We start from the raw sequence: 13943 nt of genomic DNA, 5'->3' as shown, positions 1-13943 counted from the left end.
CATGAAGCTTCTTGTAGTCAGCGCAGTTCTTCTTCTCACGACGGGTTGCGGTCTTGGCACTCTCTCGTCTACAAGCACGTCGCCTATCACGGTTCCAGCATCGACGAAGGTGAACGGAATCGTGATGGGTGGCCAGCAGCCGGTAGGCGGGATCTCGTTGCAGCTATACACCGTTGGCATGACGGGCTATGGTTCGGCGGCGACTCCGCTTGGAGCTCCGTTCGTGACCACAGCGTATGGCAACTTCAACCTGCCTGCGTACACCTGCCCAGGCGATGCAATGACGTATATTGTCGGCACAGGTGGCCAGCCGATCGCGGCGGTTGGCAGCACGCCGGCGGTGACGAATACGAACCTTGCGCTGATGGTCGGCCTTGGGAAGTGCTCAACGATCGCGAATAACTTCATCGACATGAATGAAGTGACAACCGTCGCTACAGTCTGGGCGCTGTCTCCGTTCATGACGAACGCAACGCATATCGGTTCTTCAGCAACAAATACAGTCGGCATCGCAAACGCGTTCGCGAACATCAACAAGATGGTCAACACGGCGACTGGCGCTGTCTCCGGACCATCGTTGCCGAGCGGCGCGGTGCTGCCTCTTGCGCAGATCAACACGCTCGCCGACATCCTCGAGCAGTGCATCAACTCCGGCGGAAGCGATGGTGTTGCCTCGAACGGAACGTCGACGGGCAACGGTTGCGATAAGCTGTTCTATCTTACGGGCGGCACGTCGGACACGATCTCAGCAGCGCTGTTCATCGCGCAGCATCCTTCGACGAATGTTGCGTCGCTGAATATGCTTCGCTCGGCTTCGCCGGTGTTTTCGCCGGCACTTGATGTGAACTTACCGCCGCTATCGTGGTCGATCGTGATCACGCACTCGGGCGGAGGTCTGAGCAATCCGCAGGGCATCGCGACCGACCAGGAGGGCAATATATGGGTTGCGAACGCGGGCAACAGCAGTGTCTCCGAGTTCAATCCGCTTGGCACTGCGCTCTCGACGGCAACAGGGTTCACGCAGAACATTAGCGTGCCGTACGCACTGGCGATTGATCAGAGCGGCAACGCCTGGGTCGCGAATAGCGGCGGCAACACGATCACGAAGCTCGCTCCGCTCGGCACCTCCAGCACATCATATGGCAGCAGTGCACAGCTCAACGCGCCAAAGGGCATCGCCATCGACGGCACGGGCAACGTGTGGGTGAGTAACAGCGGCAACGCCAGCGTGAGCGCGTTCAGTTCTTCGGGAGCAGCGCTCACCGGCTCACCCTACACAGGCAGCGGCATCACGACACCGCTCGCCATCGCGATCAACCCCAAGTAAACGATCCGCAAGCTGGGCCAAGGAGATACCAATGTCGAACCCGCTACCACGCCGCAGAACGCTGCAACTGTCCATCCAGCAGGTAGGCCAGGAGACGCTGATTTACGACGAACAAACGCACAAGGCATACTGCCTGAACCCTGTTGCCGCGGCCATCTGGAGCTGCTGCGACGGCGCGACGACTGCAGCTGTGATCGCAGCTGCAGCTTCGCTCGCTCTGGCTATGCCTGTCACCGAAGAACTCGTGCAGTACGCACTCGCGGACTTGATGCGCGATGGCCTGCTCGAGTCAAACGCACATCTTGCTTCGGTGACTCTCTCCCGCCGCGATGCCATGCTCAAGCTAGGAGCCCGTGCCGCCATGCTGTTGCCTGTCGTCATAGCCATCACCGCCCCCACTGCGGCGCAGGCCTACAGCGGATGCGCAAATTGCACTGCGCCAGCACCCAATCGCGCCAATCCCAACACTGATATCTTTTCCACGAAGGACGGCGGCTCCTCGTCGGGCGTCTCTCAGTAGTGAAGCACGGCTAAACCGATGGGAAAGGTTGACCATGTATGCATCGCTGACGAATCCAACTAGACGATGGCTAAGCGCAGTAACAGCGATCATAGCTCTCTGTGTCATCGCGGCTCTCTCGGGTTGCGGGGCCGCGCCTGGCACGGTGGTCAGTCCTGTCACCCCTCTGGGTAGCACGTTGACTGGTCATGTGTACGCAGCGGGGCAACCGGTGATCGGAGCCTCTGTGATGCTCTTTGCTGCTGGAGCCTCAGGTAACGGAATGGGTGCGGTCGCTCTGCTGTCTGGGCAGGCACCCCTCACCGATAGCTCGGGGCTGTTCAGCATCGCTGAGAGCTTCACCTGTTCCACCGCCACGACACAGACCTATTTCGTAGCGCGAGGCGGCATTCCGGGACCAGCGAGCGGCACAACGAATCAGGCCATCGTGCTTGTCGCTGTGTTGGGGGACTGTGGCAACATATCAACAGCAGGGAACACTGTCGTGAATGAGGCAACAACGGCAGCTGCGGCCTGGGCTCTGACATCCTTCTTCGGGACGGATGCAAGTATCGGCGCATCCGCCACCAACGCTATGGGTCTGCGCAATGCATTCGCCCTCGCGGAAAACCTCGCCAACACGTCAACCGGACTCTCGCCAGGAGCAAGTCTGCCCGTCGCCGCGAAACTCGAGACGGCCAAGATCAATACGCTCGCGGATGCGCTGGCGGGGTGCACTGGGTCTAATGGTGGAACGTCTTGTGGATCGCTCTTCGCAGGCGCCACGCAAGGAGGATCGGCGCCCTCGACGATCCTGCAGGCAGTCCTGAATATCATTCGTAATCCCGCTCGAAATGTCGCAGCTGTGTTCATGGCTAGCGCAGGGCAGACCACGTTTCAGCCGAAACTCAGTGCCGCGCCACAGGACTGGACACTGTCCGTGACCTACGGCAACTGCACCTCTGGCTGCGGGGGGTTATCCACTCCAGGAAGTATCGCGATCGACTCGAGTGGAAGCGTGTGGGTCGCCAACTACGCTGGCGGTGCTGTCTCGAAGTTCTCCTCTACCGGCGTTCCAGCTGCGCCCGATGGATTTCATGGTGCGGGACTATACGCGTCCTATGGGATAACGGTAGACGGCTCCGATAACGCATGGGTCACGAACCAGCAGAGTTTCACCCCGACAAACGGATACTCCGGAAGCATCAGTAAATTCAGCTCCTTGGGTGCGGAGCTGTCCGGCCTTGGCTACACCGCTGGTGGGGTTTACTATCCACTGTCAGTCGCGGCGACGTCCAGTGGATCTATCTGGGTTGCGGACTACGGCAGCTCTTCGGCAAGCCTGCTTGCATCCGATGGTACTGCTGTCTCTGGCGCATCCGGATACGCAGCTTCGCAACTTCCGTTTACGTCCGCGGTAGCCATCGACGCTTCGCAGAACGCCTGGTTCGCCTTGCAAAAGGGAATCGCGCATGTAACTCCTCTCGGCGACGTCAGCACCTACTCCTGCTGTGTTGATCCCGAAGGCATAGCAGTCGACCCGTCCGGCGACGTATGGATAGCAGACTACGGAGCGTACAGTGTCATCGAGCTTTCGTCGGCAGGTCAGACTGTCGCGACGATCAGTACCGCAAGCACCGGCGTTTCTCCAAAGGGCATCGCCATCGACAGCGCCGGAACCGTATGGGCCGCAAACTACTTCGGTAACAGCATCACGGCACTCACTGCGAACACGGCAACGCTTCGTTCGCCTGCCGCGGGTTTTGGGTTGGACGCTCCCTTGCATGAGCCGTATGGTATCGCCATCGACGCCAGCGGCAACCTATGGCTATCTAACTCGGGCAGCAACACAATGACCGAGTTCGTCGGGCTGGCAAGTCCTGTAAAGACACCTCTGTTGGGGCCACCCTCTCAACCGTGAGCTATTACCCATGATATTGGCGAACCTACTGCACTGTACCGCCTATGGCGTGCCTATGTGCCTCGCTGCGGAGACTCCCGAGTTGTTCGCAGAGCTGTCCTCGCTTTTACCTTTCGGGACAGAAATGGGCTCGAGTGCAAATCCAGCTGCGCAAAGCTTCTCCCTATCATCATTCGGAGAAGTTACTCGCTTTCGCTGCTGCGAGGGAACAGAGGTCCTTCTCGAGTCGCAAGACTTGACCTCTGTCTGCGATGCCCTTAGGCAGGCGCTGATGATTCACGTCGCCAACTACGCTGAAGGATATGTCTTCGTGCACGCAGGCGTGGTTGCTCTCAATGGCAAAGCTCTCGTTCTTCCTGGTACAAGCTTTGCGGGCAAGAGCACCCTGACTGCCGCGCTCGTTCGTGCTGGTGCAGCGTATTACTCGGACGAGTACGCCGTCCTCGACGATGAGGGCTTTGTGCACCCCTATGCCCGAGACCTGTCCATGCGGAAACCGGGCGATGCCCTGCAACGAAGTATGCCTGTTTCAGAACTAGGCGGCTCGATTGGTGCGGGCCGTTTGCCTGTATCCATGATCGTCTTCACTCATTATGTAAAAGGCTCTCACTGGTCCGCGCAGAGCGTCAGCCACGGCCTGGCGTTGCTCGAGATGCTCAAGCATTCCATACCCGTTCAGCGAACCCCGATCCGCGTAATGGCAACGCTCGCCGCCATGCTGCGCAACGCCACGGCATGGACTTCTTCCCGAGGCGAGGCGGATGCGACGAGCGCTGCGTTGCTTGCAAGCCTTTCATGTGCACATAACAACAACAATATTCAGGGCCTTCGATGACACGAGGAATGGAAGCACTTCTCTCTGTATTGCGCGAAGGCGAAGATGTCTCGACGCTCCTTCCTGTGCAGCTACAGGAGGCTTTTGATCGCGCCGAACTGGAAAGAGTTCTCCCGTTCTTCCTTTTCAAATTACGAAGCGCCGACTTTGCTCTGCCCCAAGAGTTCGACCTCCGGTGCGCCGCTGCTGAGCGCGAAATAACCATCAGCAACTTCTGGTGGACCTCTCAAGTGAAAGCTATCCTGCAAGCGCTCGCTGCCGAGTTCTTACCGGTCATTCTGCTCAAGGGAACCAGCATGGCGGAACGTTTGTATGGAGGCACCAATCTGCGGACGAGCCGAGATATCGACCTGCTGGTCCGGCATAGAGACCTTGCAATAGCGGGGGATGTCTTCACTGCCCTAGGGTTTATCCGTGGCATCGACGATGAAGGGCGACATCAGACATGGATACGGGGCGCGACCATGGTCGAACTTCATTTCGATCTCATCTGCCAGGAGGACTTATGTATCGATCTTGATCGCATCTTCGCGAACTCGACCCCTGTCACGTTCGCCGGACAGCCTGCTTACGTCCTCTCACCGTCGGATGAGTTGCTTTTCTTGTGTGTTCACGGCATCAAGCACTCCTATGAGCAGTTGTGCTACATCCTCGATGTAGCTCTTGCGATCGAGAAGTGGGGAACCCCATCAGCTTGTGCCGTGCGTGCGGGCGACATAGAATTCGTCGCACCTATCTTGGAACTCGGATACGCTATGGCGCGAAAGTTATATAGCTTAGAAACCAGCGCGGAATTGAGTCTCAATTCAAAGGCGGCGATTCGGATAGACCGTATTGCTGAGAGTCTCTGGTCACGTTTCTTTGAGTCCTCAAACACGCAGAATTTCTGGTGTTCTCCAAGGCGGCTCTTTTTTATCTTGAGACCGACCCGAGTGGCTCAGGTGCGCTATTTGCTCTATGTGTTGGGAGCAAACAGCAGTGAGGATCGTGCGCTTGCAGCCAGGTTTCACATCGAAAACCAATGGCTAATTGCTTGTATCCGTAAGCTTCGCCTGGTCTTCAAGAGTGTTCGCCGCGGTGGGGTGGGCTTGTCTAAAGCTCTCTGAAAAGAACCCAGAGTGACTTCTGGAAGCAAAAGATCAACTACCGTGAGACGAGCGAGCAGCAGTTTAAATCGTCTCTTGATGGCTCTCGAGGCGCAAGCGCGGATAGCCGGTGGGAGCTATTTCGAACTCGCGATTGGGGCATAATTACTTAGCTTTAGGGAGAGATCGTAATAGGAGGCCAGACCGCTAGGCGGCCTTTCGAACGATTCAATCGGTGTTCTAACTATCAGGCCTTCATATGTTTACCCGTTCGATGTGATCTACGAAAGGGCCAAAATGAAGAAATGGTCGGGGCGAGAGGATTCGAACCTCCGACCCCCTGCTCCCGAAGCAGGTGCGCTACCAGACTGCGCTACGCCCCGACGCCATGCAACCGAAGAACTTCGGATGAGGTGGTATGCCAGCCTAAGAGAGGAGGTTGCAGGCTCCGGGAAGATGCTTGAGCCGAACCGTCCGCTGACCAGCTGAGGAACTTCCCGCTGGTTGCCAACGAAATTTAGTTTACCAGAAGTTTGAGGGCCGTAGATGATCAGGTTTTCCTGATCCCCTACGGCCCTCGTTTTTACAGCTGTCTGTGTGAGTTACTTGGTTGCGGGTGCCGCAGCCTTCTTCGCTGCTGCCTTATGGTGAACCGGCTTGCTGCCCGGCTTGCGGGGCACGCCGTACGCCTGACCGTGACGCACGATCCGCTTCTCATCGAAACGCTGCGTGTTCGGTTCAGCGAAGGTCGCGCCTGCAGGTACCAGGTAGCTCTTGACCGTCTTACCGGAGGTTTCACCGACGCGGACGCTGATGCGAGCCGAATCTATGCCCTTCTCGTTGACCAGGTACTGGCGAGCATTCATCGCACGCTCAGCAGCGACCTCGGGCTTCTCGGCAGGGTCGGAGTTACCGACTACGACGAGCTTGGAGGAAGACTCGCGGTTGAGAGCCAGTGCCATCTGATCCAGGCAGCCCTTTGCCTCGTTGTCTACACGAGCCGGACGATGAACGTCACGCGAGTAGTTGAGGACGCAGAGCTGAGTGACCGGCGAGACCGGCGGCGGCTTCGGAGCGGTGATGACGAAGACGACCGTGGAGGTAGCCGACTTGCCCTTATCGTCCTTGACTGTGCCCGTGACCGTGATATTGCCCGGAGGCAGACCTGCGGTGGAGAGCATCGCCTTGTTGCGATCGACGGCGAGCTGTCCGGCCGAGGTGGTGAACGAGTAGGTGAGCTGGCGGTTCTGCTCACTGCGTCCAGTGCAATCGACCTCGAGCGTCGTACCGGCCTCAGCCTGTTCCGTCGAGCCGGTGCAGGCAATCGTCGGAGCGCTGTAAGCCTTCACGTTGAACGGAGCCGAGCAGTACGACTGCTGGCCGGGCTGGCTGCCGACGGAGATGCGGCCGATGACGTCATACTGTCCGGCATCGAGACCTGTCGTGTCGATGGTCGCGATCTGGCCATTCGAGGTCAGGACGCCGCCCTTGGTCGCCCAGCTGTAGTCCGGTGTGCGCTTGCTGCGCAGACCAACCGTGCTGCCGGTGACGGTGACGGTTTCGCCAGGGAAGACGTCGATCGGCGAGGCCGAGCATCCGTACACCAGGGGTGTGATGTGCTCGTCTGCTTCGCGGAGGTGGAAGACCAGGCCGGCTGAGATCTTCACGGCGTTGATGTTGGCTTCGCCGCCCTTGAGGGGCGCGGCACCGGGATAGCTGATGTGTGCGTACTGATAGTCCACCTGCGCCGGACGGATGGCGAAGTGATGGTGCAGGATCGGCAGAACATAATCGACACCTGCGCCGACCGTAGCTCCCTCACCCCAGGTGAGCGACTGCTGCGCGGGGCCGTTCATACGAACGCCGCCGCCAAGTACATGCACAAACGGGACGAACGGGCCTTCTACCCAGCGATAGATCGGGCCGGCCTCAGCGGTGTAGATGCGCTGGTTGCAGGTGATGGTGCCGCACGCGCCATACTGGCCGTTTACATTGTTGTTACCCGTAAAGTAGCTACCTTCCACCTGAACGCCGAAGCTCGGCGTTATGTAGTCCGCGAAGCTGGCAGTCACGTTCGGGCTGGAGATGGCATGGTACTGGTACCCGTTCACATACGAGTTCAGCGGCTGATAGAGACCGTATCCACCATAGATATCGATCCCGGAATCGAAGTGCCGTGCCGCCTGGGGCTTGGCCTGACCGAAGCAGGCTGCAGCCACTGCGAACTGCAGGCAGAGAAGAGTTAAAGCAAGGCGAGAACGCCGGCTGAGGAGACGCATGATACTAATTCCTCCAAAATGCACTATTGGTGACAGTTTGATACTACTCGTGTCGAGCCATTACTTGAATGGATTTGTTTGATTCCTAAAGCCTTTTTGTCATCCAGCGTGCGAGACCGGAAGCTGGAGAAGATCAGTCCCGGCACCGCAGAGTCGGTCAAGCTTCATCTCCGCTGAGCGAGGCAGGGATCAAAAAAACAGGTGTATTTCCATAGAAGTGTATCGCAAAGTGTCCGTGCGGCGTAGTGATATCAATGTCGAGTCCGCGCGAAAGATGACGGGGTGATGCATCGTCTATTAACCTTGCAGATAACGCTGGGCGACGTCCGCTTCTGTCTAAGAGGACGGTCCGTACCAAGCGAGAAGGAGTCGGATGCTCGAGAGGCGCAGACTGTTGGAGGCGTGGCGCAGCGGTACAGCCCGTGCGCTGGTCACCTTGGTGCGCGTCGAGGGATCGAGCTATCGTCGCGTCGGCGCCCGCATGCTGATCTGCGAGGACGGCACCTACGTCGGCGGGATCTCCGGCGGCTGTCTCGAAGCGGATTTGCTCCGCCGCGCTGCCTGGAGGGTGCGCGCCGGCGCTGTCGTCGAACGGTTTTCCACGCTCTTCGACGACACCGAGGAGATTCCCTACGGCCTGGGGTGCGGCGGCACGCTGTATCTGTTGCTGGAGCCGGCCGATACGCCAGAGTTCGCCGCGCTGATGGAGGCCATCGAAGCCTCGCTGCCCGATGGAAGTCGACATGGCGAAGCGCGTGAGGTCGTCACCCTTCTGCCTGGAAATGGGACACCTCTCAACCGCTTCGTGCAGGACGCTACCGGACGCCTGATCGCAGGAAACATTCTGCCGTTATCCGACGCCGCGCAGACGTTCACCGAACGGATGGAGCCGCCGCAGCGTCTGCTGCTGCTGGGAGCAGGGAATGACGCGCAGCCCATGGTCAGCTTCGCCGCGCAGATGGGCTGGACCGTGACCGTCGTCGATGGGCGCACAAGCTGGGCGAGGCCGGAGCGGTTTCCTCAGGCCGAGCAGGTTTTGGTTGCAACCACTCTCAACGGCATCTCCGTGACAGACCACGATGCGGTCGTCATCATGACCCACAGTTACGAACAGGACCGCGCCTGGCTGACGGAGGTTCTGCCCCGATCCCCCCGCTACCTCGGTCTGCTGGGAGCTCGCCATCGCAGCGCTCTGCTGCTCAGCGAATCGGCTGTGATACTCGGCTGGGACGTAGAGCAGGTCTGCGAACGCGTATTCGCTCCCATCGGCCTCGATCTAGGTGGGGACGGAGCCGAGGCTATCGCGCTCGCCACCGTCGCCGAAATCCAGGCCTGCTGCGAGGGGAAACTCGGTGTCTGCCAGATTCCCAAGGGTGGCCGTATGACGCCAGCCACCGTCGCAGAGCTGATCGCCAAAGGCGGAGCCTCGCAATATCTCCAGGCACAGTGCGCCTTGTGAGCATCGCCGGCATCATCCTCGCGGCTGGTGCGTCTACAAGGCTTGGCCGGCCCAAGCAGGACGTCGTCCTCAACGGTGAAACGCTGCTGGCTCGTGCCATTCGAGTCGCCATCGAAGCCGCTCTTCATCCCATCCTCGTCGTCGTTCGCCCCACCAGCATTCCCATCGACGCGCCGCACCAAACAGGCCTCATCGTGATCCAGAACGATCAAGCCGCGGAAGGCATGGCCTCATCCCTTCGCCTCGGCATCCAGGTAGCACAGCAGCAGAACGCAACCGGCGCCGTAGTGATGACCTGCGATCAGGTGCTGCTGACACCGCAGCACCTCGAAGCTCTCTGCAAGGATGTGGAGGTCGTTACAGGCTCGCACTACGCGGGCAGGATCGGCGTCCCCGCCTATTTTCCCGCAGCCGTCTTTGCAGACCTCCTGAAGTTGCAAGGCGATGCAGGCGCGCGTGATCTGTTACGGAACGCCGCCGCGCTCGACAACGAGGATCTGGCACTCGACATCGATACCGAGCAGGACCTGCAGCGCGCCCTGAAGAAGCTCTGAACAAATCTGCTTTGAAGGTCACGGGCTTTAGCCAGTACAAGGAAGCTACCCGTCGCGCCCTGAAAGTTCATGAACAAATCTGCTTTGAAGGGTATGGGCTTCAGCCCGTACGTAAAGTCAGGTCTAAAAATAAGGGGCTTTAGCCCCGGAGGCTGCGGATCTTCAAACTGAAAAACTACCCGGCCAGCGACCGAAGAAACTCCTCCAGTAAATTGCCAGCAACCGCCCCCCGATAACGCGCCGTCGAGCGGATGTCGTCGATCGCATGCGTCTCGCCCGCAAGCGCCGCGCGTGCAAGGCGAATCGTCTCTTCCAGCGCATCCGACGCAAGCGAAGCACCGCTGAGCACAGCCTCCGTCGCAGAGCAACGCACAGGCCGGTCCGTCAGTGAAGCCGCACCGAGCCGCACATCTGCAAGCCTTTGCTCCTCCACCTTCGCAACGGCCGCCAGCGCAATCTTCGAGATCGCCTGCGCATTCCGCGTTCCTACCTTGCGGATGTACTGCCGATGATCGCCAAACACTAGCGGCACGTGGATGCTATGCAGCAACTCATCCGGTCGCAGCGCCGTCTTTTTGTAGCCCAGATGGAAGTCGACATAGCGCATCGTGCGCTCGCCACTCGCACTCACAAGCGTCACCGTCGCACCATACGCCAGCAAGGCAGGCGGCGTGTCCGCAGCAGGCGACGCATTGCAGATATTGCCGCCGATCGTGCCGCGGTTCTGGTTCGCGACCGACCCCGTCCACGATGCCGACTGCACCAGCAGCGGCAGATGCTTCGCGATCTCCGCGCTGCGGCGAATGTCCGTGAACGTCGTCCCCGATCCGATGTGGAGGAGGCGATCCTCCACGCGAATAAACCGCAGCTCCCGCAGATGCTGGATCGACAGCAGCGACCTCTGTTGCAGTCGCCCCGCGCCGAGCGCCACCATCATCTCCGTGCCTCCGGCAATCGGAGCGTGCTTACCTGGCTCGGCCGCCAGCTGCTTCAGCACAGCCTGTAGAGAAGGCGGCGCCGCAAGATCGAACTGTGTCACGTCTGAATGCATGAAATCTAAGCCCCGGCTCCCGCGTTCTGCAGCTTGGCCGCTTCCTGCACCGATTCGAAGATGCGCATATACCCCGTGCAGCGACACAGATTCCCGGCGAGGCCTTCCTGAATCTGCTCCATCGTCGGATTCGGATACTTGTTCAGCAGATGCTGCGTCGCCAGAATCATGCCGGGCGTGCAGATGCCGCACTGCGCTCCACCCTTCTCCAAAAAGCATTGCTGAATCGGATGCAGATGTCCCTCCGTACTCACACCCTCAATCGTGCACAGGCTCGTGCCATTGGCTTGTAGTGCAGGGATGAGGCATGAGTTCACGAGCTCGCCATTCAGCAGCACCGCGCAGGCTCCGCACTCGCCCTCGCCGCAGCCTTCCTTTGTCCCGGTCAGGTGCAGGTCTTCGCGCAGCACATCGAGCAACCGCTTCATCGGCGGCACTTCTACACTCTTGTTTTCACCGTTGATCGTAAGGTGGACCAGACTCATGCGCTCACCTCTTCCACGCGCGTATCGCGGTCGACGCTCGGATCGAGATCTTCCGTCCCGCCATGCGGATGTCCCAGCGATTGCACGCGCTCGAAGATATCCTCCGGCAGCAGCGGAATCGTACAGAACGAAATCCCCGTCGCGTTCTCGATCGCATTCATGATCGCTGGAGCAGGCCCATCCATCGGCAGCTCGCCGATACCCTTCGCTCCCATCGGCCCGTGGATGCTTGGCACCTCTTCAAAGTGCACATGGATCGGCGGCAGGTCCGCGCTCGTCGGCATGATGTAGTTCGTCATCTGGTTGTTCGCCAAATGTCCATCCTTCCACACGCACTTCTCGTACAGCGCATAGCCGATACCCTGCGCCACGCCGCCTTCCACCTGTCCCTTCGCAAGCACCGGATGCATCACCTTGCCCACCTCCTGCAGCGCATCGAAACGCGTGCAGGTGGCCATATACGTCCTCATATCGACGGCGACCTCGGCAACATACACAGCCCACGCATAGCCGGGATAGGCATCGCCTCGATACTTCTCATCGTCCCAGAAGATCGGAGCCGGCGGTTCATATCGAGCCGAAGCGCGCAGCGTTCCATACTGTGCGCGATACGCCTTCGCTGCTGCAATAAACTCCTCGCGTGTGTGATCCGCAGGCAGATGCACCTGCAGCCGCAGGGTCTCCAGCATCTGCAGGCTCGCGCGCTCCACCAGCTTGCCCACAATCATCGCCGTGCGACTCGCGACCGTCGGCCCGGAGTTCGGCACCACGCTAGTATCCGGCTGAGCCAGTCGAATGTCCTCGTATGGAAGGTTCAACGTCTGCGCGGCCACCTGCGAAAGAATCGTATTCGTCCCCTGTCCAAATTCAGTGGACGACACCAGAATCTGTGGCAGCCCATCCTCCAGCACATCCAGATACACCAGCGAGTTCAAGCGACGCTCGCCCGACCCCGTAAAGCCCGTGCCATGCATGAACGCAGCGAAGCCCACGCCACGCTTGATCAGCGAGTGCTTGTTTTCCTCCGCAAACCGCGCGACCTTCTCGTGATAGCCAGCCTCATTGAGCGCCCGCGTCAACATGTGCTGCATGTCCACTTTATCGACCAGCGGCTGTCCCGTCGCCGTCGTATCGCCCGTACCCAGAAAGTTCTTGCGGCGCACCTCTTCCGGCGTAAGTCCGAGCGTATGCGCGATGCGGTCCATGTGCCGTTCCACACCAAACAGCGACTGCGGCGCACCGAAGCCGCGGAACGCGCCGTGCGGCGGAAGGTTCGTTGCCATCGCCTTCGAACGCACACGCAGATGCGGCCACTTATACGGCCCCGAGGCATGGATCGTCGCACGCGAAAGCACCGTCGACGACAGCGTTGCATACGCTCCGCCATCGAGCGTCACCTCAATCGTTCCACCCAGCAACGTTCCATCCTTGCGCACTGCCGTACGATGTCGCGTGCGCGAAGGATGCCGCTTGGTCGTTCCCGCCATGTCCTCGGCGCGGTCGTAGATGATCTTCACCGGATGCTTGCTTTTCATCGCCAGCAGCGCAGCGTGGGAGCCGATCACGGAAGGGAAGTCCTCCTTGCCGCCAAAAGCTCCACCGGTCTCCACCTGAATCACGCGGCACTTGTCATCGGGCAGTCCAAACACCAGCGTCAGCGCATGAACAAGATAGAACGGGCACTGCATCGACCCGCGCACACACACCGATTCCACCTCGCCCTGCTGCGTGTAAAAGCATTCGGCGATCACGCCATTGTTCTCGATGTACAACTGCTCCTGCGCGCCGGTCGCGTACTCGCCTTCTACGATAAAGTCCGCCGTCTCAAACGCAGCCTCCAGCCCCGTCTCGGTCTTCTCCGCATCGCCCGAGTACATCTCATAGGTCTTGAAGCAGTTCGGTCCGCCCTCATAATCAGCCTTCGGCGTCGGCCAGATGATGCGCGAATCATCGTTCTTCTCTACCAGCGCCTTCACCGCCGCTTCGGACTCTTCGATCGTGAAGACACCCGGCAGTTCGTCGTAGTCGATGTGAATATTTTTAAGCGCACGCAGCAGCGCCGCCTTCTCCGGATGCGCGATCAGCAGGATCGGCTCATCGGGATGATTCACGTAGCCATTCGCCAGGCACGGATGGTCCTGCATCAGATGCACAATCACATTCTTACCCGGAATATCCGACGCCCGCACGATGCAGAACTCGTCCCAGTTCACCTCGTGCGCAAACGTGATGTTGCGGATATATCCACGCGCAACCGTCGACCGTACCGTCGCTCCGTGCCACATGTCCGGCAGCGCCAGATCATCCGTATATTGTGCGGCACCAAGGACCTTGGCGCGGCCCTCCTTACGAATGGGAGAGGCTCCGAGAATGGCGTTGCGTTGAGGCATAAGCTGGTTCGCCTTGCGGATTCAGGTATCAGAAGAGAATAGTACAAGTGGAGTCTTT

11 protein-coding genes and 1 tRNA gene are annotated in these 13943 nt (G+C 59.5%); 7 read left to right on the top strand and 5 right to left on the bottom strand.

All coding sequences use genetic code 11. The features are described from left to right. Window position 1: 1 nt before the first annotated feature. The 5 genes from OHL14_RS06780 to OHL14_RS06760 all read left to right on the top strand — a co-directional run bounded on the left by OHL14_RS06780 (window position 2) and on the right by OHL14_RS06760 (window position 5688). A complete protein-coding gene (locus OHL14_RS06780) occupies window positions 2–1327 on the top strand; it encodes an NHL repeat-containing protein (RefSeq protein WP_263378573.1) in 1326 nt (441 codons plus the stop codon). A 31-nt stretch (window positions 1328–1358) separates the two neighbouring features. Then, window positions 1359–1847 carry a PqqD family protein gene (locus tag OHL14_RS06775; protein WP_263378572.1) on the top strand — a complete coding sequence of 163 codons (489 nt, stop codon included), beginning with the start codon at window positions 1359–1361 and terminating at the stop codon, window positions 1845–1847. Window positions 1848–2076: 229 nt separating this feature from the next. Next, entirely contained in the window at window positions 2077–3747 is a 1671-nt protein-coding gene (locus OHL14_RS06770) for an NHL repeat-containing protein (RefSeq protein WP_263378571.1), read from the top strand. Window positions 3748–4018: 271 nt separating this feature from the next. After that, window positions 4019–4582 (top strand): hypothetical protein, encoded by a 564-nt coding sequence (locus OHL14_RS06765; RefSeq protein ID WP_263378570.1) that lies wholly within the window; start codon window positions 4019–4021, stop codon window positions 4580–4582. 8 nt (window positions 4583–4590) lie between these two features. After that, window positions 4591–5688 carry a nucleotidyltransferase family protein gene (locus OHL14_RS06760; protein ID WP_263378569.1) on the top strand — a complete coding sequence of 366 codons (1098 nt, stop codon included), beginning with the start codon at window positions 4591–4593 and terminating at the stop codon, window positions 5686–5688. Between the two features lie 285 nt (window positions 5689–5973). Here the strand turns inward: OHL14_RS06760 and OHL14_RS06755 are convergent. Further along, a tRNA-Pro gene (locus OHL14_RS06755) sits at window positions 5974–6050 on the bottom strand. Between the two features lie 219 nt (window positions 6051–6269). Continuing rightward, a complete protein-coding gene (locus tag OHL14_RS06750; protein ID WP_263378568.1) occupies window positions 6270–7946 on the bottom strand; it encodes an OmpA family protein in 1677 nt (558 codons plus the stop codon). 373 nt (window positions 7947–8319) lie between these two features. On the opposite strand from OHL14_RS06750, the gene OHL14_RS06745 reads away from it, so the two are divergent. After that, the gene (locus OHL14_RS06745; protein ID WP_263378567.1) at window positions 8320–9405 is read left to right on the top strand and encodes an XdhC family protein; all 1086 of its coding nucleotides are present in this window, start codon (window positions 8320–8322) and stop codon (window positions 9403–9405) included. Beyond that, a complete protein-coding gene (locus OHL14_RS06740; protein ID WP_263378566.1) occupies window positions 9402–9959 on the top strand; it encodes a nucleotidyltransferase family protein in 558 nt (185 codons plus the stop codon). Before OHL14_RS06745 ends, OHL14_RS06740 begins: the two co-directional genes overlap by 4 nt. A gap of 175 nt (window positions 9960–10134) precedes the next feature. On the opposite strand, the gene OHL14_RS06735 is transcribed toward OHL14_RS06740, so the two are convergent. The 3 genes from OHL14_RS06735 to OHL14_RS06725 are packed head-to-tail and all read right to left on the bottom strand — an operon-like array spanning window position 10135 to window position 13885. Continuing rightward, window positions 10135–11010, bottom strand: coding sequence for an FAD binding domain-containing protein (locus tag OHL14_RS06735; protein WP_263378565.1), 876 nt, complete (start codon window positions 11008–11010; stop codon window positions 10135–10137). 5 nt (window positions 11011–11015) lie between these two features. Next, window positions 11016–11495, bottom strand: a complete 480-nt coding sequence (locus OHL14_RS06730) for a (2Fe-2S)-binding protein (RefSeq protein ID WP_263378564.1) — start codon at window positions 11493–11495, stop codon at window positions 11016–11018. Further along, the gene (locus OHL14_RS06725; protein WP_263378563.1) at window positions 11492–13885 is read right to left on the bottom strand and encodes a xanthine dehydrogenase family protein molybdopterin-binding subunit; all 2394 of its coding nucleotides are present in this window, start codon (window positions 13883–13885) and stop codon (window positions 11492–11494) included. The genes OHL14_RS06730 and OHL14_RS06725 overlap by 4 nt, the downstream gene beginning before the upstream one ends. Window positions 13886–13943 lie beyond the last annotated feature (58 nt).

The sequence above is a fragment of the Granulicella paludicola genome (assembly GCF_025685545.1).
GTDB lineage: Bacteria > Acidobacteriota > Terriglobia > Terriglobales > Acidobacteriaceae > Granulicella > Granulicella paludicola.
This window is presented reverse-complemented; position numbering and strand designations above follow the sequence as displayed.